General features: G+C 61.3%; 21 protein-coding genes. 8 read left to right on the plus strand and 13 right to left on the minus strand.

Features of this window, described 5'->3' with window-relative positions; genetic code table 11:
- Positions 1–185 precede the first annotated feature (185 nt).
- Positions 186–2,762 carry an ATP-dependent helicase gene (locus ACQY1P_RS14970; RefSeq protein WP_430254119.1) on the plus strand — a complete coding sequence of 859 codons (2,577 nt, stop codon included), beginning with the start codon at positions 186–188 and terminating at the stop codon, positions 2,760–2,762.
- 68 nt (positions 2,763–2,830) lie between these two features.
- Positions 2,831–3,976, plus strand: coding sequence for an amidohydrolase (locus ACQY1P_RS14975; protein WP_430256716.1), 1,146 nt, complete (start codon positions 2,831–2,833; stop codon positions 3,974–3,976).
- Between the two features lie 46 nt (positions 3,977–4,022).
- On the opposite strand, the gene ACQY1P_RS14980 is transcribed toward ACQY1P_RS14975, so the two are convergent.
- Positions 4,023–5,483 carry a DUF2778 domain-containing protein gene (locus ACQY1P_RS14980; RefSeq protein WP_062581068.1) on the minus strand — a complete coding sequence of 487 codons (1,461 nt, stop codon included), beginning with the start codon at positions 5,481–5,483 and terminating at the stop codon, positions 4,023–4,025.
- A 495-nt stretch (positions 5,484–5,978) separates the two neighbouring features.
- A complete protein-coding gene (locus ACQY1P_RS14985) occupies positions 5,979–7,202 on the minus strand; it encodes a YeeE/YedE family protein (RefSeq protein ID WP_062581070.1) in 1,224 nt (407 codons plus the stop codon).
- Positions 7,203–7,506: 304 nt separating this feature from the next.
- On the opposite strand from ACQY1P_RS14985, the gene pncA reads away from it, so the two are divergent.
- The 3 genes from pncA to ACQY1P_RS15000 all read left to right on the plus strand — a co-directional run bounded on the left by pncA (position 7,507) and on the right by ACQY1P_RS15000 (position 9,332).
- Positions 7,507–8,133, plus strand: a complete 627-nt coding sequence (gene pncA, locus ACQY1P_RS14990; protein ID WP_062456237.1) for a bifunctional nicotinamidase/pyrazinamidase — start codon at positions 7,507–7,509, stop codon at positions 8,131–8,133.
- Between the two features lie 117 nt (positions 8,134–8,250).
- Positions 8,251–8,997, plus strand: coding sequence for an AzlC family ABC transporter permease (locus ACQY1P_RS14995; protein WP_430254122.1), 747 nt, complete (start codon positions 8,251–8,253; stop codon positions 8,995–8,997).
- A gap of 11 nt (positions 8,998–9,008) precedes the next feature.
- Positions 9,009–9,332 (plus strand): AzlD family protein, encoded by a 324-nt coding sequence (locus ACQY1P_RS15000; protein ID WP_430254124.1) that lies wholly within the window; start codon positions 9,009–9,011, stop codon positions 9,330–9,332.
- 6 nt (positions 9,333–9,338) lie between these two features.
- Here the strand turns inward: ACQY1P_RS15000 and ACQY1P_RS15005 are convergent, their stop codons facing one another.
- Positions 9,339–11,174 carry an aminopeptidase P family protein gene (locus ACQY1P_RS15005; RefSeq protein WP_430254126.1) on the minus strand — a complete coding sequence of 612 codons (1,836 nt, stop codon included), beginning with the start codon at positions 11,172–11,174 and terminating at the stop codon, positions 9,339–9,341.
- 238 nt (positions 11,175–11,412) lie between these two features.
- Between ACQY1P_RS15005 and ACQY1P_RS15010 the strand changes: the two genes are divergently transcribed.
- Positions 11,413–11,586 carry a hypothetical protein gene (locus tag ACQY1P_RS15010; protein WP_062456227.1) on the plus strand — a complete coding sequence of 58 codons (174 nt, stop codon included), beginning with the start codon at positions 11,413–11,415 and terminating at the stop codon, positions 11,584–11,586.
- Positions 11,587–11,666: 80 nt separating this feature from the next.
- Here ACQY1P_RS15010 and ACQY1P_RS15015 read toward each other — a convergent pair whose 3' ends face one another.
- The 3 genes from ACQY1P_RS15015 to ACQY1P_RS15025 form a co-directional block, all read right to left on the minus strand.
- Positions 11,667–12,548, minus strand: coding sequence for a 50S ribosomal protein L11 methyltransferase (locus tag ACQY1P_RS15015; RefSeq protein WP_062456224.1), 882 nt, complete (start codon positions 12,546–12,548; stop codon positions 11,667–11,669).
- 66 nt (positions 12,549–12,614) lie between these two features.
- Complete coding sequence (locus tag ACQY1P_RS15020; protein WP_062456221.1) at positions 12,615–13,214, minus strand: SCO family protein; 600 nt, start codon at positions 13,212–13,214, stop codon at positions 12,615–12,617.
- A 99-nt stretch (positions 13,215–13,313) separates the two neighbouring features.
- Positions 13,314–13,469 carry a hypothetical protein gene (locus tag ACQY1P_RS15025; RefSeq protein ID WP_430243192.1) on the minus strand — a complete coding sequence of 52 codons (156 nt, stop codon included), beginning with the start codon at positions 13,467–13,469 and terminating at the stop codon, positions 13,314–13,316.
- Between the two features lie 123 nt (positions 13,470–13,592).
- Between ACQY1P_RS15025 and ACQY1P_RS15030 the strand changes: the two genes are divergently transcribed.
- Positions 13,593–14,060 (plus strand): chemotaxis protein CheW, encoded by a 468-nt coding sequence (locus tag ACQY1P_RS15030; protein ID WP_062457968.1) that lies wholly within the window; start codon positions 13,593–13,595, stop codon positions 14,058–14,060.
- 79 nt (positions 14,061–14,139) lie between these two features.
- On the opposite strand, the gene ACQY1P_RS15035 is transcribed toward ACQY1P_RS15030, so the two are convergent.
- Positions 14,140–14,637 (minus strand): CreA family protein, encoded by a 498-nt coding sequence (locus ACQY1P_RS15035; RefSeq protein WP_062581078.1) that lies wholly within the window; start codon positions 14,635–14,637, stop codon positions 14,140–14,142.
- 66 nt (positions 14,638–14,703) lie between these two features.
- Positions 14,704–15,294 (minus strand): 3'-5' exonuclease, encoded by a 591-nt coding sequence (locus ACQY1P_RS15040; RefSeq protein ID WP_062456214.1) that lies wholly within the window; start codon positions 15,292–15,294, stop codon positions 14,704–14,706.
- 274 nt (positions 15,295–15,568) lie between these two features.
- Between ACQY1P_RS15040 and ACQY1P_RS15045 the strand changes: the two genes are divergently transcribed.
- Positions 15,569–16,108, plus strand: coding sequence for a GNAT family N-acetyltransferase (locus ACQY1P_RS15045; protein ID WP_430254128.1), 540 nt, complete (start codon positions 15,569–15,571; stop codon positions 16,106–16,108).
- A gap of 3 nt (positions 16,109–16,111) precedes the next feature.
- On the opposite strand, the gene ligA is transcribed toward ACQY1P_RS15045, so the two are convergent.
- The 5 genes from ligA to ftsZ form a co-directional block, all read right to left on the minus strand.
- Positions 16,112–18,289 carry an NAD-dependent DNA ligase LigA gene (ligA, locus tag ACQY1P_RS15050; protein WP_430254130.1) on the minus strand — a complete coding sequence of 726 codons (2,178 nt, stop codon included), beginning with the start codon at positions 18,287–18,289 and terminating at the stop codon, positions 16,112–16,114.
- Between the two features lie 179 nt (positions 18,290–18,468).
- Positions 18,469–20,142: a DNA repair protein RecN gene (gene recN, locus ACQY1P_RS15055; protein WP_430254132.1), complete on the minus strand. Its 1,674-nt coding sequence runs from the start codon at positions 20,140–20,142 to the stop codon at positions 18,469–18,471.
- A gap of 40 nt (positions 20,143–20,182) precedes the next feature.
- Positions 20,183–21,049, minus strand: coding sequence for an outer membrane protein assembly factor BamD (locus tag ACQY1P_RS15060; RefSeq protein WP_430254134.1), 867 nt, complete (start codon positions 21,047–21,049; stop codon positions 20,183–20,185).
- Positions 21,050–21,241: 192 nt separating this feature from the next.
- Positions 21,242–22,198 (minus strand): UDP-3-O-acyl-N-acetylglucosamine deacetylase, encoded by a 957-nt coding sequence (gene lpxC, locus ACQY1P_RS15065; RefSeq protein ID WP_092660624.1) that lies wholly within the window; start codon positions 22,196–22,198, stop codon positions 21,242–21,244.
- A gap of 366 nt (positions 22,199–22,564) precedes the next feature.
- Positions 22,565–24,325, minus strand: coding sequence for a cell division protein FtsZ (ftsZ, locus tag ACQY1P_RS15070; RefSeq protein WP_113167593.1), 1,761 nt, complete (start codon positions 24,323–24,325; stop codon positions 22,565–22,567).
- Positions 24,326–24,392 lie beyond the last annotated feature (67 nt).

Genomic DNA, 24,392 nt, shown 5'->3' on the forward strand with positions numbered 1-24,392 from the left:
AGTATCCCCGTTTCGCGCCCAACTGGCAAGGTCGAGGAACCTACCTTACTGTTTTGTAACATCACGCGATTTCACGGATGTGTCAGAGCTTCAACGACACGGATCCGGACGATTCCTAGGGGAAACATAGGAATGAAAAGAGAACATCGGCTGGTCTTTCGAGCCCGAATCACTACATTGGCCGGATGAGTAACAGTTACGACGACATCCCTTTGTTCGATGAGGAGCCGGAGCCCGCCCCCCGCAAGGCGCGAGGCGAAGACCAATCGGACCAGCGCCCGGTGCCGGCATCGGCTGGTAACCATGGTTCGGCTGCCGTTCCTGCTGGTGGTGCCGGCGGCGCCTCCGGTGGTCTGGGGATCGCGGCGCGGGCCATGGCGGCGCGCGGTGGCAACCGGCCCTCACCCGACTATATGACGGGCCTTAACCCGGAACAGCGCGAAGCGGTCGAGACCTTGGATGGTCCCGTTCTGGTTCTGGCCGGCGCCGGAACCGGCAAGACCCGCGTGCTGACCACCCGCATCGCCCACCTGCTGGAGACCGGCCGCGCCTATCCGAGCCAGATTCTCGCCGTGACCTTTACCAACAAGGCGGCGCGCGAGATGAAGGAGCGCATCGGCGTTCTCGTCGGCGGCGCCGTCGAAGGCATGCCGTGGCTCGGCACGTTTCACTCGATCGGCGTCAAACTGCTGCGGCGCCATTCGGAGCTGGTCGGCCTGCGATCCGATTTCACCATCTTAGACACCGACGACGTCGTGCGCCTGATCAAGCAGCTCATCCAGGCGGAAGGTCTGGATGACAAGCGCTGGCCGGCCAAGCAGTTCGCCGGCATGATCGATGGCTGGAAGAACAAGGGCCTGTTGCCGCCCGACATTCCGGAAGGCGACGCCCGGGCCTTTGCCAACGGCAAGGGCCGCGAACTCTATGCCGCCTATCAGGCCCGCCTGCGCACGCTCAACGCCTGCGATTTCGGCGACCTTCTGCTGCACCCGATCGCCCTGTTCCGCAAGGCACCGGATCTGCTGAAAGAATACCACCAGCGGTTCCGCTATATCCTCGTCGACGAGTATCAGGACACCAATACGGCCCAGTATATGTGGCTGCGTCTGCTCGCTCAGCGTCCGAAGGACGTGCCGCAAAACGTCTGCTGCGTCGGCGACGACGACCAGTCGATCTATGGCTGGCGCGGCGCCGAAGTGGAAAACATCCTTCGCTTCGACAAGGATTTCCCGGGCGCCAAGGTCATCAAGCTCGAGCGCAACTACCGCTCGACAGAGCATATCCTCGGCGCTGCCGGCCATCTGATCGCCCATAACGAAGGACGCCTCGGCAAGACGCTGTTTACCGACCGGGTCGATCCCGAGGACGAAAAGGTGATCGTCCACGCCGCCTGGGATAGCGAAGAGGAAGCCCGTGCCGTCGGTGAGGAGATCGAGCGGCTGCAGCGCGGCGATGGTCGCAGCGATTCCAAGAAACACGCGCTGAACGACATGGCGATCCTGGTGCGCGCCTCGTTCCAGATGCGCGAGTTCGAAGACCGGTTCGTGACGCTCGGTCTCAACTACCGCGTCATCGGCGGCCCGCGCTTTTACGAGCGGCTCGAGATCCGCGATGCGATGGCCTATTTCCGCATGGTCTGCCAGCCGGCTGACGACCTGGCCTTCGAGCGCATCGTCAACACGCCGAAGCGCGGCCTCGGCGACACGACCATACGCTACCTGCATGACAGCGCCCGCGCCCGCGATGTGCCCATGCTTCAGGCCGCAAGCGAAATGATCGAGACCGACGAGCTGAAGCCGAAGGCCCGCAAGGCCCTGTTCGACGTCGTGCAGAATTTCCGTAACTGGCAGGGACGGCTCGAAACGGTTCCCCACACGGAACTGGCCGAGCAGATCCTCGAAGAGTCGGGCTATACCGACATGTGGAAGAACGACAAAACCGCCGAAGCGCCGGGGCGGCTGGAAAACCTGAAGGAACTGATCCGCTCGATGGAGCAGTTCGAAAGCATGCGCGGCTTCCTCGAACACGTCTCGCTCGTCATGGATGCCGAGACCAACGAGAACCTCGACGCCGTGTCCATCATGACGCTGCACTCGGCCAAGGGGCTGGAATTCGAGACCGTGTTCCTGCCCGGCTGGGAGGAAGGCCTGTTTCCGCACCAGCGTGCGCTGGACGAAGGCGGCCGCTCGGGGCTGGAAGAAGAACGCCGCCTCGCCTATGTCGGCATCACCCGCGCAAAACGCCGCTGCCACATCTGGTTCGTCTCGAACCGGCGTATTCACGGCCTGTGGCAATCAACCATGCCCTCGCGGTTTCTCGATGAACTGCCGCCGAGCCATGTCGATGTGGCGTCATCGGAATCCTCAAGCTTCGGTGGCTATGGCGGCCGCGGCGGCTACGGTCAGTCGCGCTTCGACAAGGCGGATGCCTTCGCCGGCAACTCCTATTCGACGCCCGGCTGGAAACGCGCCCAGGCCAACAAGACAGATGCCACCCGCGACAACTGGGGCAGCCGCTCCGGCCACGCCGTGGAACGCATCGGCTACGGCGAAAGCGGCCCCCGCGGCCGCACGATCGACGGCGAGCTGGTCGCCAAATCGACAACCGACACGCCGTCGAAATTCACCACCGGTGACCGGGTCTTCCACATCAAGTTCGGCAACGGCAATATCACCGCGATCGAAGGCAACAAGCTGACGATCGAGTTCGACAAGGCAGGGCAAAAGCGGGTGCTGGACGGGTTCGTGGAGAAGGCGGGCTGACGAGACGTCTACTCACTCGCAAACGAGGGTCGTGACCATGATGAGGGCTTTAGAATTCGATGAATGACATCTCCCTCAGCAACAGCGACGTCGTCGAACTCACCGCATGGCGCCGCCGGCTTCATACCATGCCTGATGTCTCCGGTGAGGAAGCGGAGACGGCGCGCGAGGTGGTGCGGTTCCTGTCGGAGACCGGTCCGGACGCGGTGGTCGAAGGTATTGGCGGCACCGGCGTCGCGGTCGTCTACGACAGTGGCGTGCCCGGAATGACGGTGATGCTGCGCGCGGAACTCGATGCTCTTCCGATCGAGGAACTGGGCGACCCCGAGCACAAGTCGAAGGTATCGGGAAAGAGCCATATGTGCGGCCATGACGGGCATACGGCAACGCTTGCGGCGGTCGGCCGCGCGCTCGGACGTCGGCGGCCAGCGAAGGGTCGTGTCGTTCTCCTGTTCCAGCCGGCGGAGGAAACCGGCGCCGGGGCGGCAGCGGTCCTTGCCGACGACAAGTTTCGGGACCTGACACCCGATATCAGCCTGTCCCTGCACAATATGCCTGGCATCCCGCTCGGTCACGTCCATCTGAAGGACGGGCCGACCAATTGCGCATCGCGCGGCATGAAGATCATCCTGACCGGCAAGACTGCCCACGCGGCATGGCCCGAGACCGGGATTTCGCCTGTGGCGGCGGTGGCCAAGTTGTTGCCCGCCCTGAGCGGAATTTCAGATGGTTCGGTCGAAAACGACGACCTCGTGCGTGCGACCGTGACCCACGTGACGATCGGTGAACCCGCCGCCGGCATTTCACCGTCGCATGGGGAGATCTGGGTGACGCTGCGCACGTCGACGGATGATCAGATGTCGGCGCTTGTCGAACAGGCGGAGACAATGGCGAGAGATGCGGCTGCGGCGGATGGGCTGGCCCTGGCCTTGTCCTATCAGGATGTGTTCGGCCACTGCATCAACCACCCCGCTGCAGCCGACATCCTGAGGGCCGCGATGGATGCCGAGAGCGTGCCGCACGTCGCTGGGCAAGCCTATCGCGCCTCGGAGGATTTCGGTCGCTTCGCTAAGGTCTCGAAATCGGCCATGCTGTTTCTCGGCGCCGGCGAAAGCCACCCTGCCCTGCACAACCCGACTTATGATTATCCCGACGATCTGATTGCGATCGGCGCGCGCATCTTCCTGGCCGCAACGCGGCAGACGCTGGGCTGACAACGAAAAACGGAGCCTAAAAGGCTCCGTTTTTTGTTGAGTTTAATCAGGCGTCTTTGTTGCCGAACAGCTTTGCCATGATGCCGCCGCCGCTTGGGCCGGCGCCGGGGCGCTTGCCATCCCACTTCGGCACGATGATCATGTGGGTGATTTCGCCGCGCTGGAAGGCCTTCAGGAACTTGTCGTAGTCGGCGAAGGCCACGCAACCATGGCTGTCGCCGCGAACGCGAAGCAGGAAGCTGTGGGCGAGAAGACCCGTGCGGCCCTGCGGCGCCTTGCCGTCGGTCGGCGTCAGGCGGATTGCCGCAACACCGTGGAACAGCGATTCGCGCATCGAGAGCTTGTAGGTGCCCGGAGGTGTCGGGCCGCGCATCTTCACATGCGTGAACTTCGGGTTGTCGCGCATGCTGCCGATGCCGGAATGGGCCTCGAGCTTGCTGCCGTTCGGCATGATGACCACGCCGTTGGTGATGTCGTAGATCGCAACTTTGGTGCCAATGCCCGGCCACTTCGGCGAACCCTGCGACGGAGCGAGAGGCTCTTCGCGCATCGGGTTGTTCGGCTTGGCAAAGGCAAGCACGGTTGGCTTGTCGTTATCGTTGTCGCCACGGCCAGGCTTTTGCGGTGCGACGGCTGCGATTGCGGCAAGTGCATTCGGCTTTTCAGGCTTGACGGAAGCGACGGCCATGGAAGCGCTGGTGGTGGCCGCACCGGGACGCAGGACCGGCAGTGGTCCGGCTTTCGGCAGCGCCTGGGCAAGAGATGTCGGCGCAGGTGAAGGTAGCGGCGTCGCCTGTTCGGCAATCGCCACCGTATCCTCCGACATGCTTTCCGGCAGATCGCTTTCGAGCGACGCCAGTTCCACCGGCTTCATCGTGTTGAGTTCCGCCACCTCTGTCGCCGGCTGAACTTCCTGGAGAATGTCGGGCATTGCGCCCAGAGCTTCGCTACCGCGTGGCGCTACGACCACAAGACTTTCCATGGCAGAACCGAGAGCGGACTTGATCTGGTCGGAGCCGGGCCGCAGCTTGCCAAGGGCCGCAAACTGCTGTTCGGTTTCGGCGTGACGGGCAGCCTTTGCCATCGCGAGATGCATCGACTGACGAACGCTTGCGTCATCCGGACGCTGGGAAGAGAGAGCAGCAAGCTGCGCTCCTTCCAGACGACCGCGCTTCGGCTCGGCCGGCGCGCTGCCTGGAAGGCGAGAGAATTTCGAAATATCGAGATTGCGGTCCGCAGTGCGCGCCGATGCAGCCACGAGATGCTCGCGCGCCGTTGGTGGCGCAAGCAGGGCCGTTTCGAACCTGATGCTGGGGGCAGACTTGACCGAGGTCGCGACCGTGACCATCGAGGCGCCAACCAGCGCCGCCACGGTAAAGCCGACGCCAAGCGCCATATTCGTCATGAGTGAGCGGGACTTCTTGCGGCGCGCCTGCGCCGAGGATGCTTTCGATGCCGCTTTGCGACCGTTCTGCTTCGAAGCTTTGGATTCCAACTGACGCGCCATTACTCGTTACCCGAACCGTTACTCACACCGGCAAGAACCGCTTTCGCAGTCTTGCCCGCAAGATCAAAGCGGACTGAGAAAGCAGACAGGATCTGCTCATCGCCGCCAATCGACTGCATATGAGAATGAACGATTATGGTAACCAATGTCTTTACGCCGCCCCGATTTGGTTTCGGTGGTGCACTTAAAAGCGCATACCGCCGGAAGTTAAGCAGAAATGCGGCAAAGGGGTGTTCGACCCTGCCCGCAAGTCCGGTGTCTAGCTCGTCGACTGTTGCTGTTTAGCGACAAAAGTTAACAAACTCAAGGCTTACACCGGTTTTTAACTGGTGCGACATTTGAGGTACGAAATCGCACCCGCAATTTTGAGGGGGTAAGATGCGGCAAGCCAGAGCCGAAGTGTGGCGACACTCTGTCTGAACCCACATGCGAAAATGGGCGCCTCTGTGGAGGCGCCCATGGATCGTGAAGTTTTGAAGGGATGCGGTGAACGGCTCAACCGTCGGCCCGGCGAATGGACCGACCTTCCATGAAGAAGAAGGGCCGCAATTTCACACCCAGCACATTTCCGGCAAACGCCGCGACTGCCCAGAGATAACCATGCAGGCTGCCGGACGCGATGCCGGAGAAATAGGCTCCGATATTGCAGCCATAGGCGATTCGCGCACCGTAGCCGAGCAGCAGGCCGCCAACGACGGCCGCAAGGATCGAACGCAGCGGGATGTCGAGGCTGGGAGCAAACTTTCCAGCCAGCGCCGCCGCCAGCATGGCGCCCGCGATGAGGCCGAAATCCATGACGGATGTGACATCGGCAAACACGCTTCCGGCCAGAGCTTTAGCATTCCCCGGCTGCTGCCAATACGCCCAGGCTGTCGGATCAAAGCCGATCGCCTGCGCGCCCTTCGCACCCCAGAGCGCGAAGGCGGACGTGATCCCCCAGGGACGGCCGGCGATTGCGAGCGTCGCGAAATTGAGGATCACGAGTGCAATCGCGCCAGCTACCAGCGGCCACGGACCACGCAGATAGCGGGCAAGACCATGCCGTGGCGAAGGTGGCGCCTGTTCAAGTGCGCCGTTGCGCCGCTTCTCGACGACCACAGTGATCGCGGCGATCGCCGCGAATATGGCAAGCGATACCGCAATGCCGCCAAACGCACCGAACGTCTGAAACAGAGACGTCGGCGGCAGCGAAGGAAGACTGACCCACCAGTCGAAGTGGATGGTGGCGAGAACCGAACCGACGATGAAGAAGAACAGGGTCACCAGCATGCGCGCATTGCCGCCACCGGCGGTAAACAGCGTGCCGGATGCACAACCGCCGCCAAGCTGCATCCCGATGCCGAACATGAAGGCGCCGACGATCACGCCGATACCGGCCGGCGAAATATTGCCACGCACCTCGGTGCCGAACAGCACGCCGTTGGATAGAGCCGGGAAAAACAGGATGACGGCAAGCGCCAGAAGAATCATCTGAACGCGAAGACCCCGGCCCCGGCCCTCCGCAATGAAGACACGCCAGGCAGACGTGAACCCAAAGGCCGCGTGATAGAGCGCGATGCCAAGCCCGCCTCCGATGAGGAAGAGCGCACCTTGGGCTGGACCATAAGCGAGGCCGAGCGCAACGGTGCCGACAACAAGCACGATGAGAGCGCCGAGACCGGGAAAACCGATCGGCGGCAGGCCTTCAGCCCGCGTTTCTAGCGAAGACGACAGTGACATGGGAGAAACTCCGTGAAGATGACCTCTAGATAGGGTCGTGGTCCGCATCCGACGAGGAATCACGTTTCAACATTGGGCTCGAAACCGGATTGGGATTTCAGATCGGTCAGCAAAAGCGATCGAGATATCTTTCGAAATCCTAGAAAACGCGGAGATCAGATGACCGCAGAACCTGCCACCAAGGCCGACCGTTTCGTCACAAGTGATTTGGAGCGACGATCGTGTTGCGCAGAAGAGGCTTGATCGATGCCGCCATGCTTGGCATCTTCGTGTGACAAGGAAGAACCACTCGTGAGGACGATCTATGAAAGCGCTGCTCCTGATCGACATCCAGAATGGCTTCTGCCCGGGCGGAAACCTCGCTGTTGCCCACGGTGACGATATCGTGCCGATCGCAAACAGCCTCATTTCCGACGGCGGTTACGATGTGATCGTCGCCTCGCAGGACTGGCATCCCGCCAATCACGGCAGCTTCGCCTCCCAGCATCCGGGCAAGAAACCATTCGACATGGGCGAGCTCTCCGGCCAGCCGCAGGTCATGTGGCCGGATCACTGCGTGCAGGAAACACCGGATGCGGAATTCCACCCGGATCTCGATATCGGCGCAGTCGATTATATCCAGCAGAAGGGCGAAAACCCTGCGGTCGACAGCTATTCCGCCTTTCGCGACAACGACCAGGCCGCCCTTACCGGCCTTGCCGGTTACCTCCGGGCGCAGCAGATTACGGAGCTTGACGTTTGCGGTCTCGCCACGGACTACTGCGTGAAGTTTTCAGCCTTGGACGCTGTCGAAATGCTGCCGGACGTCAAGGTGCGCTTCATCGAGGATGCGAGCCGCGGCATAACACCCGAGGGCGTCAGGGCTGCCATCGAGGAGATGCGCGCCAACGGCGTCGGCATTATCAAGAGCAGCGAGATTCTCGCGGACTGATGCACTCCGCGCCGCCGATCGTTCAGCAAAATCGATACACGCATCAACGCAATTCGATTGTCACCGGGCGCTCACGTGCATAAACGAAGCATTGCACGCGCACGCATCGGAAGACTCATGAGTTTCAGCGAACCGATCACCACAAGCGGCCAGATCAGGAACGGATTGAAGAAGGGCTTCGTTATCGTCCTCTCCTCAGCCCCGTTCGGCATCCTGTTCGGAGCGATCGCCATCGACAACGGTTTCAGCATGGCGGAAGCGGCGCTGATGAGCGCGTTTGTCTTCGGCGGTGCGAGCCAGTTGGTCGGGATCGAACTGTTCGGCCACCATGTCGCGGCCTGGATGATCGTGCTCTCGGTGCTCGCCGTCAATTTCCGCCACGTTCTCTATTCCGCGGCAGTATCGCCGATCCTCGGCCGTTTTCCGCTGCTAAAACGCGGGCTTTCCTTTTTTCTGCTGACCGATCCGCAATTTGCCGAGACGGAGAAACGTGAAGAACAGACCCCGGTTACCTTCGCCTGGTACATCGCCATGGGCGGCGTGGTCTGGATTGGATGGGTCGGCAATACCATTGTCGGCGCGCTGTTCGGCAGCCTGATCGGCGACCCGAAGGCGATCGGCATCGATGTCCTCCTGCCCGTCTACTTTCTCGGTCTGGTGATGGGCTTTCGCAAACGGCACAATTTTCTACCCGTCCTCGTCGCCGGAGCAGTCGGATCGGTTGTCGCCTACTGGGTCGTCGGGTCACCCTGGCATATCAGTGTGGGGGCAGCGCTCGGGATCGTCGTCGCGGCCATCCTGCCTCCTCCCGGAGCCTCGGATCACGACTTGAAAGACCCGGCCCTTGAAACGGAGGCTGCGTGATGGAAACCGGCATGAGCGCCTTCTCCGTCGACAGCCAGACCGTCACCCTGATCCTGATGGCGGCAATTGCGACATACGCCACGCGGCTCGGCGGCTACATCCTTGTCAACAGCTTGAAACGCATACCGCCACGGGTGGAATCGGCCCTCAACGCCGTGCCGGCCGCCGTTCTGGTGACACTCGTCGCTCCACCCTTCGTCAACAGCGGCTGGGACGTGCGCATTGCGATGATCGCGGCGCTGGTGTTCGGCCTGCGTTTTCCGGGCCTCATGGTCCTCGTCGTCGGCTGGGCGGCAGTCATGGCCGCCCGGCACGGTTTCGGTATCGGCACGTAATCCGGTTCAGCCGGAGATCGGCGCCGTCGCAGCAGTGAGCCAGGTCTTGACCGAATCCTTGTCGATCAGCGGCATCAGTTTTTCGCGCACCTCTGCGTGATAGTCGTTCAGCCACTGCAGTTCTTCCGAGGTCATCAGCGAGGCGACGACGAGGCGGCGATCGATCGGGCACCAGGTCAGCGTCTCGAACGACAGAACCGGCATGTCCCCACCCTCGACAGGCGCGGCATCGTTCACGAAGATCAGGTTCTCGATCCGGATCCCGAAGGCGCCGGGGCGGTAATAGCCGGGCTCGTTCGAAAGGATCATGCCGGGCAGAAGCTCCTGCGTCGACATCCGCGAGATACGCTGCGGCCCCTCATGCACGGAGAGATAGGACCCGACGCCGTGTCCCGTGCCATGCGCGAAATCCGCCCCCGCCTTCCACAGCGCGATCCGAGCGAGCGGATCGAGATCGCAGCCGCGCGTTCCCTTCGGAAACTTCGCCATGCTAATGGCGATCATGCCCTTGAGAACCAGCGTGAAGAATCGCTTGCGATCCTCGGAAACCAAGCCGACCGCAACCGTGCGGGTGATATCCGTCGTGCCGTTTACATACTGCGCACCCGAATCGATCAGAAACAGTTCGCCGGGCAGGATGTGCCGGTTGCTCTGCGCGGTCACCCGGTAATGCATGATCGCGGCATGCTCGCCGGCACCGGAAATCGTGTCAAAGGAAACGTCCTTCAGCGGGTTCTGCATGCTCTGGCCGACACGGGCGCGCGTCGCTTCCAGCGTCTTCACCGCGTCGATCTCGGTGATCGAGCCCGGCTCCTGGTCATCGAGCCAGGAGAGAAACTCGACGACAGCTGCGCCGTCCTGCAGATGCGCCTTCGCCGATCCATCGAGTTCCGCCGAATTCTTGCAGGCGCGCGGCAGCTTTGCCGGATCGATCCCCTCGATCACCTCGCCGCCGGCTGCGACGATTGCAGCCGTCAGCGCGAGCGGTGTCAGATCCGGATCGATCAGGATGCGGGCGCCGTCTTTTGAAACCTCAGCAAGACGCCCGAGGAACTCGGAGGGATCCCGCCGGAGGGCGAGAGCGTCCAGGTAGGCCGCCTCTTCGCTCCCGAGCTTCGCCGCATCGATGAAGAGTTCTGCCTTGCCGTTTGCAAAGACGATCGCGCGCGCCAGCGGGTGTGGCGTGTGCGGCACGTCAGCCCCGCGAACATTGAAGATCCAGGCGACGGAGGACGGATCCGTGATCAGTACCGCAGACAGTCCCTTCGCTTCGGTCTGCCGCGCGATCTCGCTCAGCTTGTCGCCGGCCGGCTTTCCGGCAAACTCTTCTCTCTGGATGGTCAACGCGCCAACCGGTTCCGCAGGGCGATCGCTCCAGATCGCATCGAGCGGATTGTGGGCCAGCGAAACCAGCGTGCCGCCGATCTCCGCAAGCGCCTTTTCCAGCCTGCGCACTTCCGCACCGGCATGCAGCCAAGGGTCGATGCCGAGGCGGAACCCTTTCGGCGCATGTTTCGCAATCCAGGCATGCGGCGGCTCGCCGACCAGATCGCCGCCGGAAAACACAGTTCCGTCAACCTGTTCGGCCAGTTGCGTCACGTAACGCCCGTCAACGAAGACGATTGCCTCACGCTGCGTGATGAGCGCCATGCCGGCAGATCCGGTAAAGCCGGTCAACCACGACAGGCGCTCGGCCGACTCAGGCACATACTCGCCCTGATACTCGTCGGCGCGGGGCACGAGAAACCCGTCGATGCCGAGTTCGGCAAAGCCGTCACGCAGGGCAGTCACCCTTTCGCGGCCGAACTGCGGGGCGGACTTGGTCTCGAACGATTGAAACATGAGTGAATTCCGGCTGGTTTGATTCCGACTGATGGCCGCCATGTTAGAACATTTCCCCGCGCCGCCGCCAGTATCCTATGCAGATACGTGACAGGGCAGTCAGGGTCAGGAACCTATCCATGCAGCCGACGCATGCCACACATGATGCAGACCCACTGCCTGCCTCATTTTTTATCATCTAAGGTGTCGTCAATGTTCGATGACCTCTGGGGTCATCACTTTGAAAAGGACGAACACGATGGCCAACTCATTTCTCCGCAATGCAATGAACCGCGTGGTCGAAGCCCGTCAGCGTCAGGTCTCCCGTTACGTCAACGGCGCAATGCTTGGCCTTGATGATGCGACGCTGAAGAGCCTCGGCACGACGCGCGAAGAACTTCAGCGCCAGGGTGCGACCCGTTACATCTTCTGATCTGAGGACGACGCGATACCCGGCACGCAACTCGGTGTGCCGGCAAGCCTACAGAACCTGACAGGCCAGCCCATGGCCCGTCACATGCCTCGCACGAAATGCATGGTCACCCAGCCGTTTCGCCAGATCGTGCGCACATGCCGGCAGCGGGCGCCTGCATAAGCGGAAATCACCTTCCAGCGCTGCTCGGCTAGAATACCGGACAGGATCACCGATCCGCCCGGTGTCAGATGCGTCACCAGCTGCGGCGCCATCTTGATCAACGGCCGCGCCAGAATATTGGCGATGATGAGGTCGAACGGACCGTCCTGGCGAAAGGCCGAGGAGTGGAAACCCGGTGCCGTCTCCAGCCGCAGTCCGCTGGCAATGCCGTTGCGGCGAACATTCTCCTTGGCAACCCGAACGGCGACCGGATCGATATCCGTTGCCAGAACCGGGATGTTGCGCAACTTGCGCACCGCAATCGCCAGAACGCCGCTGCCCGTTCCCAGATCGAGCGCATTTCTCGGCTCGGTCGCTCGAACGACCGTGTCGATCACCTCGAGGCACCCCGCCGTTGTGCCATGATGGCCGGTCCCGAATGCCTGTCCAGCATCGATCTCGATGGCAATGTCGTTGATCTTGACCTTGTCGCGGTCATGCGAGCCATGAACCAGAAACCGCCCTGCCCTGACAGGCTTGAGCCCTTCGAGCGATTTGGCAATCCAGTCGACATCCGGGATAACCTCCATCGCAATCGAAAGATCGGGGAAATCCTCGCTGATCGCCTTTGCGATGCGTTCTCTGAAGACCTCCTCGTCGTCCGCCATCATGTAGACGGAGGCTTCCCAGATATCCTTCTTCTCGTCCACCTCGGTCGTGGCAATCGCCACGTCCTCTTCGCCGAACTCCAGCGACAGGAGGTCGAGGATCTCGGCCGAACCGATTTCGGTGGATGTCACGTAAAGCCGGATTTCACTCAAAGGAAGTCGCCTCTCATAATCTTCGCGGCAAGCTTTGCCACAGATAAGGCATCCGCCTCAAGCGACTTATCCCTTGGTCAGGTTCTCGAGCTTCTTCGCCGCCGCTGCAGGATCCTCGCCGTAAGCGATCGTCCCGGCAAAACGCCCGCCGTCCTTCAGGAGGAAAATCGATGCCGTATGGTCCATCGTGTAATCGCCGCCAGGGTTTTTCTCATCCACCGGCACCTTGCGGGCAAGCACGCGAAACCCTTTGACCATCTCCATCACCTTGGCAGGCGGGCCTGAAATACCGCGAATACGGTCGGAGACATTCGAGACATACTGTCCCATCAGCTCCGGCGTATCGCGCTCCGGGTCGACGCTCACAAAGTAAGCGTTGAGCTTTGTGCCATCGGGATCGACCTGATGCAGCCAGGTGTTCAGCTCGAACAGCGTTGTCGGGCAGACTTCCGGGCAATGGGTAAAGCCGAAGAACACGGCCGTCGGTTTGTCGCGGAACGCTGCTTCGGTGATCGGGCTGCCATCCTGCGCCACAAGCTCGAACGGCACACCGAACGGCCCTTCGGCAACCTGCTGCTTCGAACGCGTGACCTCCAGGGTCAGCCAGGCCAGAACACCGGCCAGAATGACGACGGCGAGCCAAAGTACAATTCGGAAAGTCTTCATCGTAGTTTGCCTGCTGCATCATCAGTTGAGATCGTGACCGCTGATAGCCGCAGACGACGATTGTTGCAAATCACCACCGCGTTTTCACAGACGTGGCCGTCACATGCACCAGGAGAGCGTTCCCTCGGCCATTGCGAGGAAGATGGAAGAACCGTGCTGCGCCCAACCAACAAAAGCGAGGACGCCGATCAGCATCGCGGCAAGCGCGGCGATCAGAAAAACCGGAAGTCGAAGCGATGGGGCGGTCGGTTGCATGCCCCACTATAGCATCGTCGACCGGCCGGGAAATAGAACAAAAAGCGCGTTGAGGCGGCAAAGATTAGGGGAAGTTTAACGGGGACGTGAGACTTTCAAAAAAACGACATCAGGATGATCGACATGAGTAACGCCATCAAGCAGTCGGGAGCCTATCTCGAAATCGTCTCCTTCCACCTGGGAGACCAGGAATTCTGCATCGACATCATGGCGATCCGCGAAATTCGCGGTTGGGCACCGGTCACTCCGATGCCGCATACTCCGCCTTACGTGCTTGGCCTCATCAACCTGCGCGGCGCGGTGATCCCGGTCATCGACATGGCCTGCCGCCTCGGCATGAAGATGACCGAACCATCAGAGCGTTCGGCGATCATCGTCACCGACATCGCCGGCAAGCTGGTCGGCCTTCTGGTCGAACAGGTCTCCGACATGATGACGATCAGAAGCGAGGATCTGCAGCCGGCACCGGAAATCATTCCGGAAGCCCAGCGCGATTTCTGCCGCGGCATCGTTGCTCTCGAAAAGACCATGGTCTGCTTCCTGAACCTCGACACCGTCATTGCAGACGAACTGTCGCGCGAAGCCGCCTGATCTGAAGGCATAGAACTGTCCTTGCTGAAACCGGGTTCTGAAAAGAGCCCGGTTTTCTTATGTCAGGACGTAAAGCGGATCAGGGTTTGCCCTTTTCCCAGGTCACCGGCTGGTTGAACAGCGGCACGCTGGAGATCGCCATCTTCGCCGATCCTTCGACAACCTGTCGCGAATGGGCAAGGTAGATCAGCGTATCGTTCGGCTTGTCGTAGATCCGCTTGACCAGAAGGTCTTTCCAGATCAGCGACCGACCCTGGCGAAACACTTCCTCGCCACCGTCGTCCAGCTCGATATCACCGATCTCGATCGGCCCGGTCTGGCGGCAGGAGATGGAATTGTTGGACGGGTCCTCGAACCACTTGCCGTTCTTCAGCCTGTCGATGACGCTGCGATCAAAATACGTGACGTGGCAGGTGACACCCTTCACCTTCGGGTCCTGCACCGCCTCGACGATGATGTCGTTGCCGATCCAGTCGACGCCGACCTTGCCGACCACCTGGGCAAGAGCGGGAACGGCAAGACCGCCGAGGATGGCGGCGGTCGCGAGAACGGCAAGGCGGCGGCTCGAACGGGTCATAGGGGCAAAATCTCCAGTCAACGATACGTGATCAGAGATAAGCTTCGGCGGCGGGGTTACAAGTGATCACTGCTTGCGCAATGTGCAGGCATCGTAGCCGCCGGAAAACAGGCGCCCTGCGCGCATGCCGATCGCGGTCGGGATATCGTGGATATGCATGACCTCAAGCGACCGCGCAATCGCGATCGAGGCTTCGGCACAGACCGCGGCATCTTCGGCTGCATTGTGGTGCAGGAAGCTCAGCCCCAGGTGCTGCGCGAGGATATTGAGCTTGTGCGAGATCAGATGCGGCCAGACTTTTTGGGCCATCTTGACGCTGCAGAGATAGGATAGTTCCGGATAGGACTGGCGGTACTGGTCGAGACAGGCGCGCCAGACGCTGAAATCGAATGCGGCATTATGGGCGATCATCGTCGCGCCGCGAAAATCGTCGATGAACTCGTCCATCACTTCGGGAAACTCGCCGGCATCCTCGACATGGTCGGGCCTTATGCCGTGGATGGCGATGTTGAAGGACGAAAACCGCATGTCCCGCGGCCGGATCAGCCGTTCCTCGACCCGCACCACACGACCGTCTTCGATCCACGCAAGGCCCACCGAGCAGGCGCTGCCGCGCTGTTCGTTGGCGGTTTCAAAATCGATGGCAATGGTCTTCAAGGTCGCGTCCTAATTTTCGTTCATCGGACTTTTATGACGGATGCAGCGATTCGGCAAAGCGCATCCCCGCCTGCATCTTGACCTCCACATCATTGTCAGGCCCAATGTGACCATGATCAACGCTATCGCCCTTACCCGTCTTACCATGACCACAAGCCTTGCAGGGCGTGTGGCGGGTTTGGCGCGTTAGTCGATCATCCGTCCACCACCCTGCCGAAAATGGCAGGGATCGGCTGGTCCGCTCTGCCTCGGTATTACCTGAAGGAGAGCAAAGATGTCTTCAAGCGACGAAATCCAGGAAAAACCACCCCGAGCCGAGCGGCTGGACGGCTACGTCATCAGGTCGTCGACACCTGACGATGCGGCGGCCATCACGGCCCTCGCCAATCTTCCCGGATATCGCTACGGCACGCTGAGGCTGCCATATCAGACCGTGGCTGAGACACGCCAATACTTGGAGAACCCCGCGCCCGGCGCAAAGAAGCTCGTGGCGGACATGGACGGCGTCATCATCGGCGACATCTTCCTCGGATCGCTACAGGGCCGCCGCCGCCATGTCGGGACGATCGGCATGGGCGTGCACGACGACTTTGTCGGCCGCGGCGTCGGCTCGGCCTTGATGAAGGCCGCGATCGACCTTGCCGACAACTGGCTGAACCTGCACCGCCTGGAACTTGACGTCTTTACCGACAACCAAGACGCCATCAGGCTCTACGAGCGCTACGGCTTTGTCATCGAAGGGCATCTCAGGGACGACGCCTTTCGCGACGGTCGTTACGTCGACGCCTATGCGATGGCGCGGCTCAAAACCTGATGCTCAGCCACCGATAAACGTCAGCCACTCGTCTTCCGTCATCACCTCGACGCCGAGTTCCCGCGCCTTGTCGAGCTTGGAACCGGCGCCGGGGCCGGCAACGACGTAGTCGGTCTTCTTGGAAACCGAACCGGCCACCTTGGCGCCGAGCCCTTCGGCACGGGCCTTGGCCTCGTCGCGGGTAAAGCGCTCCAGAGAGCCGGTGAAGACGACCGTTTTGCCCGCGACTGGGCTGTTCGAGGCCGCGATCTGTTCCGCCGCCTGCGGCGTCACCTCCGTGAGGAGACGCGTCACGACATCGATATTGCGGGGCTCCTTGAAGAACTCGACGATGGCGCGGGCGACGATCTCACCGATGCCCTCGATATTGTTGAGGTCAGCCCAGGCCTCCCCGGAGAGACTGGCCGCGTCCTTCATGGCCTTGGCAAAGGCCTCGTAGGTGCCGTAGTGACGCGCCAGAAGCTTTGCCGTCGTCTCGCCCACGTGGCGGATGCCGAGCGCGTAGATGAAGCGGTTGAGCGCGATCGAGCGCCGCTCGTCGATCGCGTCGAACAGCTTCCGGACGCTGACCTTGCCGAACCCATCGATGTTTTCGAGCTTCAGCAGTTGCGATGTTTCCTGGCGCTTCTTCAGCGTAAAAATGTCGGGCGCGGTGCGGATCTGCAGCGCCGGGTCTTCCGCCTCGAAGAAGAAGTCGACCTGCTTTGCCCCCAGCCCTTCGATGTCATAGGCACTGCGCGACACGAAATGCTTCAGGTGTTCGGTTGCCTGCGCGCGGCAGACGAAGCCGCCGGTGCACCGGGTGACCGAATCGAGCTTGCCGGTCTTCTCGTTCTTCTCGCGCACCGCATGACTGCCGCAGACCGGGCATTTCCTGGGAAACTCATAGGCCTTGGCATCCGCCGGCCGTTTTTCCATGACGACATCAAGCACCTGCGGGATGACGTCGCCGGCCCGCTGCACGATGACGGTGTCGCCGATGCGGATGTCGTGATCGTCTTCGCGGATCCGCTCGCCGGAATTGCCGATGCCCTTGATGTAATCCTCGTTATGCAGCGTCGCGTTGGTAACGACCACGCCGCCGACGGTGATCGGGGTCAGTCGCGCCACCGGTGTCAGAGCGCCGGTTCGGCCGACCTGGATATCGATATTCTCGACCGTCGTGAACGCCTGCTCGGCGGGGAATTTGTGGGCCGTCGCCCAGCGCGGAGAGCGCGAGCGGAAACCGAGGCGCGCCTGCAGATCGAGCCGGTCGACCTTGTAGACGACACCGTCGATATCATAGTCGAGTTCGGGACGCTCAAGGCCGATCTCGCGGTAATGGCCGAGAATATCCTCGAGCGAATTCAGCCGCTTCATCAGCGGATTGACCGGGAAACCCCAGTCCTTGAAGGTCTGCACCATCTCGTATTGCGTGCCCGGCAACTCGTTCGGCTCGGAAATCTCGCCCCAGGCATAGGCAAAGAATTTCAACTTGCGGCTGGCCGTCACCTTGGCATCGAGCTGGCGCAGCGACCCTGCCGCCGTGTTGCGCGGATTGACGTAAAGCTGCTTGCCCTTCGCTTCCATCTCAGCATTGAGCGCCAGGAAATCGCTCTTGCCCATATAGACTTCGCCGCGAACCTCGACGACGGCAGGAACGCGCTTGGGCAGCCGGTTCGGGATTTCCTTGATCGTCTTGATATTGGCGGTGACGTTTTCGCCCGTCGTGCCGTCGCCACGGGTCGCGGCATTGACGAGGATCCCGTTCTCGTAGCGAATCGACATCGACAACCCGTCAATCTTCGGCTCGGCCGTAAAGGCGATCGAGCCGTCCGGCAACTGACCGAGAAAGCGGTAGACGGAGTTCACGAAGTCGCGCACGTCGTCGTCGGCGAAGGCATTGTCGAGCGACAGCATCGGTCGCGAATGGGTGATCTGTGCGAACGTCGGCAGAGGTGCCGCACCAACCTTGATGGACGGCGAATCGGCCCGGATCAGTTGCGGGAAACGCTCTTCGATCGCCGCATTACGCTTCTTCAGCGCGTCGTAATCGGCATCGGAAATCTCCGGCGCGTCCTTGGCATGGTAGAGCTCGTCGTGATGGGAAAGTTCACGCGCCAGTCGCTCCAGCTCATCAGCCGCTGCCTGTTCCGTCAAGTCATCAACAGGGGTCTCGGTCGGGGTCTGGTCGGCGGCCATGTGGGAATCTCCATCTTCAACGGCATTTCTAGTGCAATTTGAGAAGATTGGAAGAAGCAGCGCCCATCTCGCCTGTGACTGAACGCCACGAAATACAGCATCGTTTCGGGATACCGGATTGCGTTACGCCCTGTCCGGGTGAGCCTGACCGCACGCTCCCGCGACTGCCGGATAACCGTTTAGCTCTTGCCCGCAAGCAGGCTTCTGGCGGCCGCCCTCGCCTCGTCCGTTACCGAAGCGCCGGCCAGCATGCGGGCAATTTCCTCGGTGCGGTTTTCAGGCGCCATAGTCGCCACCCGTGTGGCAATCTTGTCGGAACCGTCGCCGGCCGGACCCTTGGAGATCAGAAGATGCGTCGCAGCACGGGCCGCCACCTGCGGCGCGTGGGTGACCGAGAGCACCTGCACAGTGCCCGACAGACGCTTCAGCCGCTGGCCGATCGCATCCGCCACCGCACCACCGACACCAGTGTCGATTTCGTCGAAGACGAGCGTCGGTGCCGAGCCGCGATCGGCAAGCGCCACCTTGAGCGCCAACAGGAAGCGCGACAGCTCGCCGCCGGACGCGACCTTCATGATCGGCCCGGGGCGCGTGCCCGGATTGGTCTGAACATGGAATTCGACCGTATCGATACCCTCGGCTGCCGCAGCCTCCGGATTGGCGGTCACCTCGACCATGAAGCGGGCCCGCTCCAGCTTCAGCGCCGGCAATTCCTGCATCACCGCTTCGGCCAACGTCTCCGCGCCCGCTTTACGTTTGTCAGAGAGAACGAGTGCCGCCCGATCGAATTCCTCTTTCGCAGCGGCCGCGATTTTTTCCAGCTCACCCAGCCGTTCCTCGCCGGCATCGAGATCGGCAAGGTCAGCCACCATCTTTTCGGCAAGCGCTGGAAGATCGACGACGGCGACCGAATATTTGCGGCCGGCGGCGCGCAGGGCGAACAGTCGTTCCTCGACCCGTTCCAGTTCACGCGGATCGAACTCGGTCCGGCGAAGCGCCGTTTCGACTTCCATCTGTGCGTTCGACAGATGGTTCAGCGCCTGATCCAGCAGCTCGACGGTCTCTTCCAGCAGGCCAGGCGCCTCGTGGCTCTTGCGCTCGAGGCGGCGCACCATGGAGGCGATCAACGGCACGGGCGAACCGTTGCCGTTGAGAAACTCCGACGCTTCCGAAATATCACCGGCAATGCGCTCGGACTTCTGCATCTTCGAGCGCTGCTCGGCCAGTTCCTCCTCCTCGCCGTCGCGGGGAGAGAGGGCTTCCAGTTCCTCGACCGAGGCCCTGATATAATCGGCCTCGCGTGCGGCGGCCTCCACCTTGGCGCGATGCGTCTTCAGGGTCCGGTCGGCATCCCGCCAGGATTTGTAGAGGTGGGAAACCGAGAGAACCTCATCGTTGAGGCCTGCAAACGCATCGACAAGCGTGCGGTGGGCGCCTGTATCGATCAGAGCGCGATCGTCGTGCTGGCCGTGGATCTCGACCAGAACCTGTCCCGCCTGGCGCATCATCTGCACGCTGACCGGCTGGTCGTTGATCGAGGCGCGGGTGCGCCCGTCGGCCGACTGGATACGGCGGAAGATCAGATCGCCGTCGTCGTCTATGCCGTTGTCGCGCAGAAGCTTGCGGGCGGAATGGTTCATCGGCACGTCAAAGACCGCCGTCACCTGCCCCTTGTCCTCGCCATGGCGCACGAGACCACCGTCGCCGCGGCCGCCCAGCGCCAGAGAAAGACTGTCGAGAAGGATGGATTTGCCTGCACCGGTCTCGCCGGTCAGCACGGAAAGGCCCGCTTCGAAGGCAAGGTCCAGCTTCTCGATCAGAACGATGTCGCGGATCGAAAGCTGGATCAGCATGCGGCCTCGCCTATCCTGTCAGGCACTTGGTTGAAAGGTCTCAGGCGCCGACGAGCTTTGCGCCGGCACGCGCAATCCACGAGCCCTTGTTCTCGCGCGGCTGAACACCGCCGGACTGAAGCAGCTTGTAGGAGTCTGCGTACCACTGGCTGTCCGGATAGTTGCGGCCAAGCACGGCTGCGGCGGTCTGCGCCTCTTCGACGATGCCCATCGCGTAATAGGTTTCCGTCAGACGCGCGAGGGCTTCTTCAACCTGGTTGGTATTGGAAAAGGTCTCGACGACCCTGCGGAAGCGCGAGATGGCGGCAAGATATTCCTTGCGCTCGAGATAGTATCGCCCGACCTGCATTTCCTTGCCGGCAAGCTGGTCACGCGCAAAGCGGATCTTCGCCTGCGCGTCCTCGACATATTCCGAATCGGGATAATCACGGACGACCTTGGTCATCGCATCGATCGTGTTGTTGGCGGCCTTCTGGTCCTGCGTGACGTCGGCGACCTGCTTGGAATAGGCAAGGCCGACCAGATACTGCACGTAGGCCGAATCTGCGGAGCGCGGGTACTGGTTGAGATAGCGGTTACCGACGGTGATGGCTTCGTCGTTGCGGCCCATGCGATACTTGCTGAACGTGCTCATGACGAGCGCCTTGCGGCCCCATTCGGTGAACGGGTTCTGCTTCTCGATGGCGTCGAACTTGCGGCTCGCTTCGACGATATTGCCCGCCTTCATGTTGGCAAGGCCCTGATTGTAGAGGGCCTCGGGCGACTCGCTTTCGAAACCGAGCTTGGTGATGTCGATGTCTTTGTCCGACTGGCATGCGGTAAGGCCGAGACCGGCACCCGCAAACACCAACGATACAAGTGCGATCCTTGCCGCTTTACGCATTTCTACAGCCTTCGCATACGCCATTCGACAATTCCCGATGTCCCGCCCGTTTTGCCCTGCTGCCCGAAAGCAGGTCGTTCTAGCCATAAAAGTATTGGCAGAGCAACGCAATGCTCACCCATTAACGCATTTTTGTGGCACCGACCGCAGCACACATGGCTATTTAAAAGAAAAGCCGCTTCCAACGGAAGCGGCCAAGTCGACTGGAGTTGTTATTCAAGCAAAAGACGGCGCCAGTTCACTGACGCTGACCGGAACGAAATCTCCGGCCCTCACGCGCGCAACCCGCGACGATGGCGCTTCGACGATTTCATAAGCCGTCGGATCGTTGAGCAGAGCTTTCAGCGCATTGGCGTTCATCTTGTGGCCGCCGCGATAGGAGCGGTAGCAGCCAATGAACTGAGCGCCGGCAAGCGCAAGATCGCCAACCGCGTCCAGCGTCTTGTGGCGCACGAATTCGTCCTGGTAACGAAGACCCTCGACGTTCACGACCGTTTCGTCATCGGAAATGACGACGGAATTCTCAAGCGACGAACCGAGAGCGTAGCCAGCAGCCCAAAGGCGCTCGACGTCACGCATGAAGCCGAATGTACGAGCCCGTGAAAGATCCTGCTTGAACCGCGCTGCGGTCAGTTCACCGTTCCAGCTCTGACGGCCGATCAGCGGAGATGCGAAATCGATCTCGACTTCAAAGCGGGTACCATCATGCGGCCGGAACTCGGACCAGGACGCGCCCGATTCGATTCGGACCGGCTTGATGACACGGATGTAGCGACGCTTCACATTGAGATTGACGATGCCGACCTGTTCGATCGCATCGATGAAAGGATAGGAGCTGCCGTCCATGATCGGCATTTCGGCGCCATCGACATCGACAGTCACGTTGTCGATCCCGAGCGCGTAGAGTGCTGCCATCACGTGTTCGATCGTGGCAACCCAAGTGGCAGGCGATGAACCGAGAATCGTGCAGAGATCGGTCGGTCCAACCTGAGAGGAAACGGCGCGGTATTCGGCAGAAGATCCGTCATCAAACTGACGCGCGAAGATGATACCGGAATTGGCTTCAGCAGGCTGGAATGTGATGCTGACCGGAGACCCCGAATGCACGCCAATACCGGTCAAAGAAACCGGGGCCGCGATGGTGGTCTGGAAACCGAGCAATCCGATGGTCATTCTAATGCCTTCTCTCAAGACCCCTGGTCTGGGATCGAGCTTGGTTAGATACCGGCGACAACGCCTCTCAAACGTTCATGTCAGCATCACTTATCGTCTTACATACGCAGGCGTCTTTAACATTCCAAATCACTGTTCGTATCGGATTGTTACGCCACCAACCCGCAGAATGACGCGGTGTTAGGACTCAAGGCACAAACGCGGACGTCTACCGGTAACAAGCTGAATTAAGGCAACTTTTCCGGAGGTCCAGGACAAAATCCTTAACGCCTCAGACGTCCGGATACACAAAGCCCGGGTGCAACGACCCGGGCTCTGCAGACATTTGTTGAACGCCGGGCGCTGACGCTGCGACGCTCCCACAAATCAGTTCGACTGACGGCGAAGGAATGCCGGAATTTCGAGCTGATCGTCGTCATGCTGCGAGCTCTGCGGTACCGAACGACCGTGATCGTCGAGGTTGCCGCGACGCGGTGCGTAGAGGCTTGCCTCAGGCGACAGCGGACGGCGCTGCTGCTGAGCCGGTGCCGGAGCGGCGGCCGGTTCGACATGCTCTTCTTCATCACGACGGCCAAGCGAGTTGGTGATTCGCTTCAGAAGACCCATCGGGCCGCGCTCTTCCTGCACATGGCTGGCAGGCTGGGTGCGGTGATCCATCTCGGCCTTAACGACCGGCGGGAAATCCTCGACCTTCGGCATGCGGACCGGTTCCATGACGGGTTCGCGGTAGACAGGCTCCTGCTGAACCGGCTGTGTCATGCGCGGTGCTGGCTGCTGCGTCATCTGCGGAGCCGGGCGCGAAACCTGCGGAGCGGCTTCAACCGGTGCAGACTGTGCGAACAGACGGCTCTGCGGACGGAAAGCCTCTTCGGCCGGCGGCTGCTGCTGCATGACAGGCTGCGGCGCGGGCGCTGCAGGCTGCTGCAAGACCGGCTGTGGGATAGCCAGTTCGCGTTCCATGTCGGCTTCGGCCTGGCGGATGGTCTCGGCGATCGGATCGACTGCCTTGGGAGCCATTGGCGCAGGCGCTGCGGCCTGAACCGGTGCCTGCATCATGACAGGCTGCTGTGCGGCCGGAGCCGGAGCAACGGCCGCCGAAGGACGGATAATCGGCTTCTGGGCTGCGCGCATTTCAGCGGCACGCAGGTCGATTTCGCCATGGGCGCGGTCGATGCCGGTGGCAACGACGGAGACGCGGATGATGCCTTCCAGCGCTTCGTCGAAGGTTGCGCCGAGGATGATGTTGGCGTCCGGATCGACTTCTTCGCGGATGCGGGTTGCCGCTTCGTCGACTTCGAACAGTGTGAGGTCGCGACCACCGGTGATGGAGATCAGCAGGCCCTGTGCACCCTTCATCGAAGTCTCGTCGAGCAGCGGGTTGGCGATAGCAGCTTCCGCTGCCTGCATCGCACGGCCCGAACCCGAAGCTTCGCCGGTGCCCATCATCGCACGGCCCATTTCGCGCATCACGGAACGAACGTCCGCGAAGTCGAGGTTGATGAGGCCTTCCTTGACCATCAGGTCGGTGATGCAGGCAACGCCCGAATAGAGAACCTGGTCGGCCATGGCGAAGGCGTCGGCAAACGTCGTCTTGTCGTTGGCGATGCGGAATAGGTTCTGGTTCGGAATGACGATCAGCGTGTCGACCGACTTCTGCAGTTCCTGGATGCCCTGTTCGGCAAGCCGCATGCGGCGACCGCCTTCGAAGTGGAACGGCTTGGTAACAACGCCAACCGTGAGGATACCCTTGTTGCGGGCAGCCTGTGCAACGACTGGAGCAGCACCGGTGCCGGTGCCGCCGCCCATGCCGGCGGTGACGAAGCACATATGCGTTCCGTTAAGATGATCGATGATCTCGTCGAGGCATTCCTCAGCGGCAGCGCGACCGACTTCCGGCTGCGAACCTGCGCCGAGACCTTCGGTGACCTGCACACCCATCTGGATGATCCGCTCGGCCTTGGTCATGGTCAGCGCCTGGGCATCGGTATTGGCAACGACGAAATCGACGCCTTCCAGCCCTGCGGTGATCATGTTGTTGACGGCATTGCCGCCGCCGCCGCCGACGCCGAAAACGGTGATCCGAGGCTTCAGCTCGGTAATATCAGGCTTTTGAAGCTTGATCGTCATTGTACCTGTCCTTCTTCTCGTGGCCGCATTGCCGAGCTGGCCAATTCATTGCAACTTCTCTGATCCG

Source organism: Neorhizobium sp. DAR64872/K0K18 (assembly GCF_050500175.1).
Taxonomy (GTDB): Bacteria; Pseudomonadota; Alphaproteobacteria; order Rhizobiales; family Rhizobiaceae; genus Neorhizobium; species Neorhizobium soli.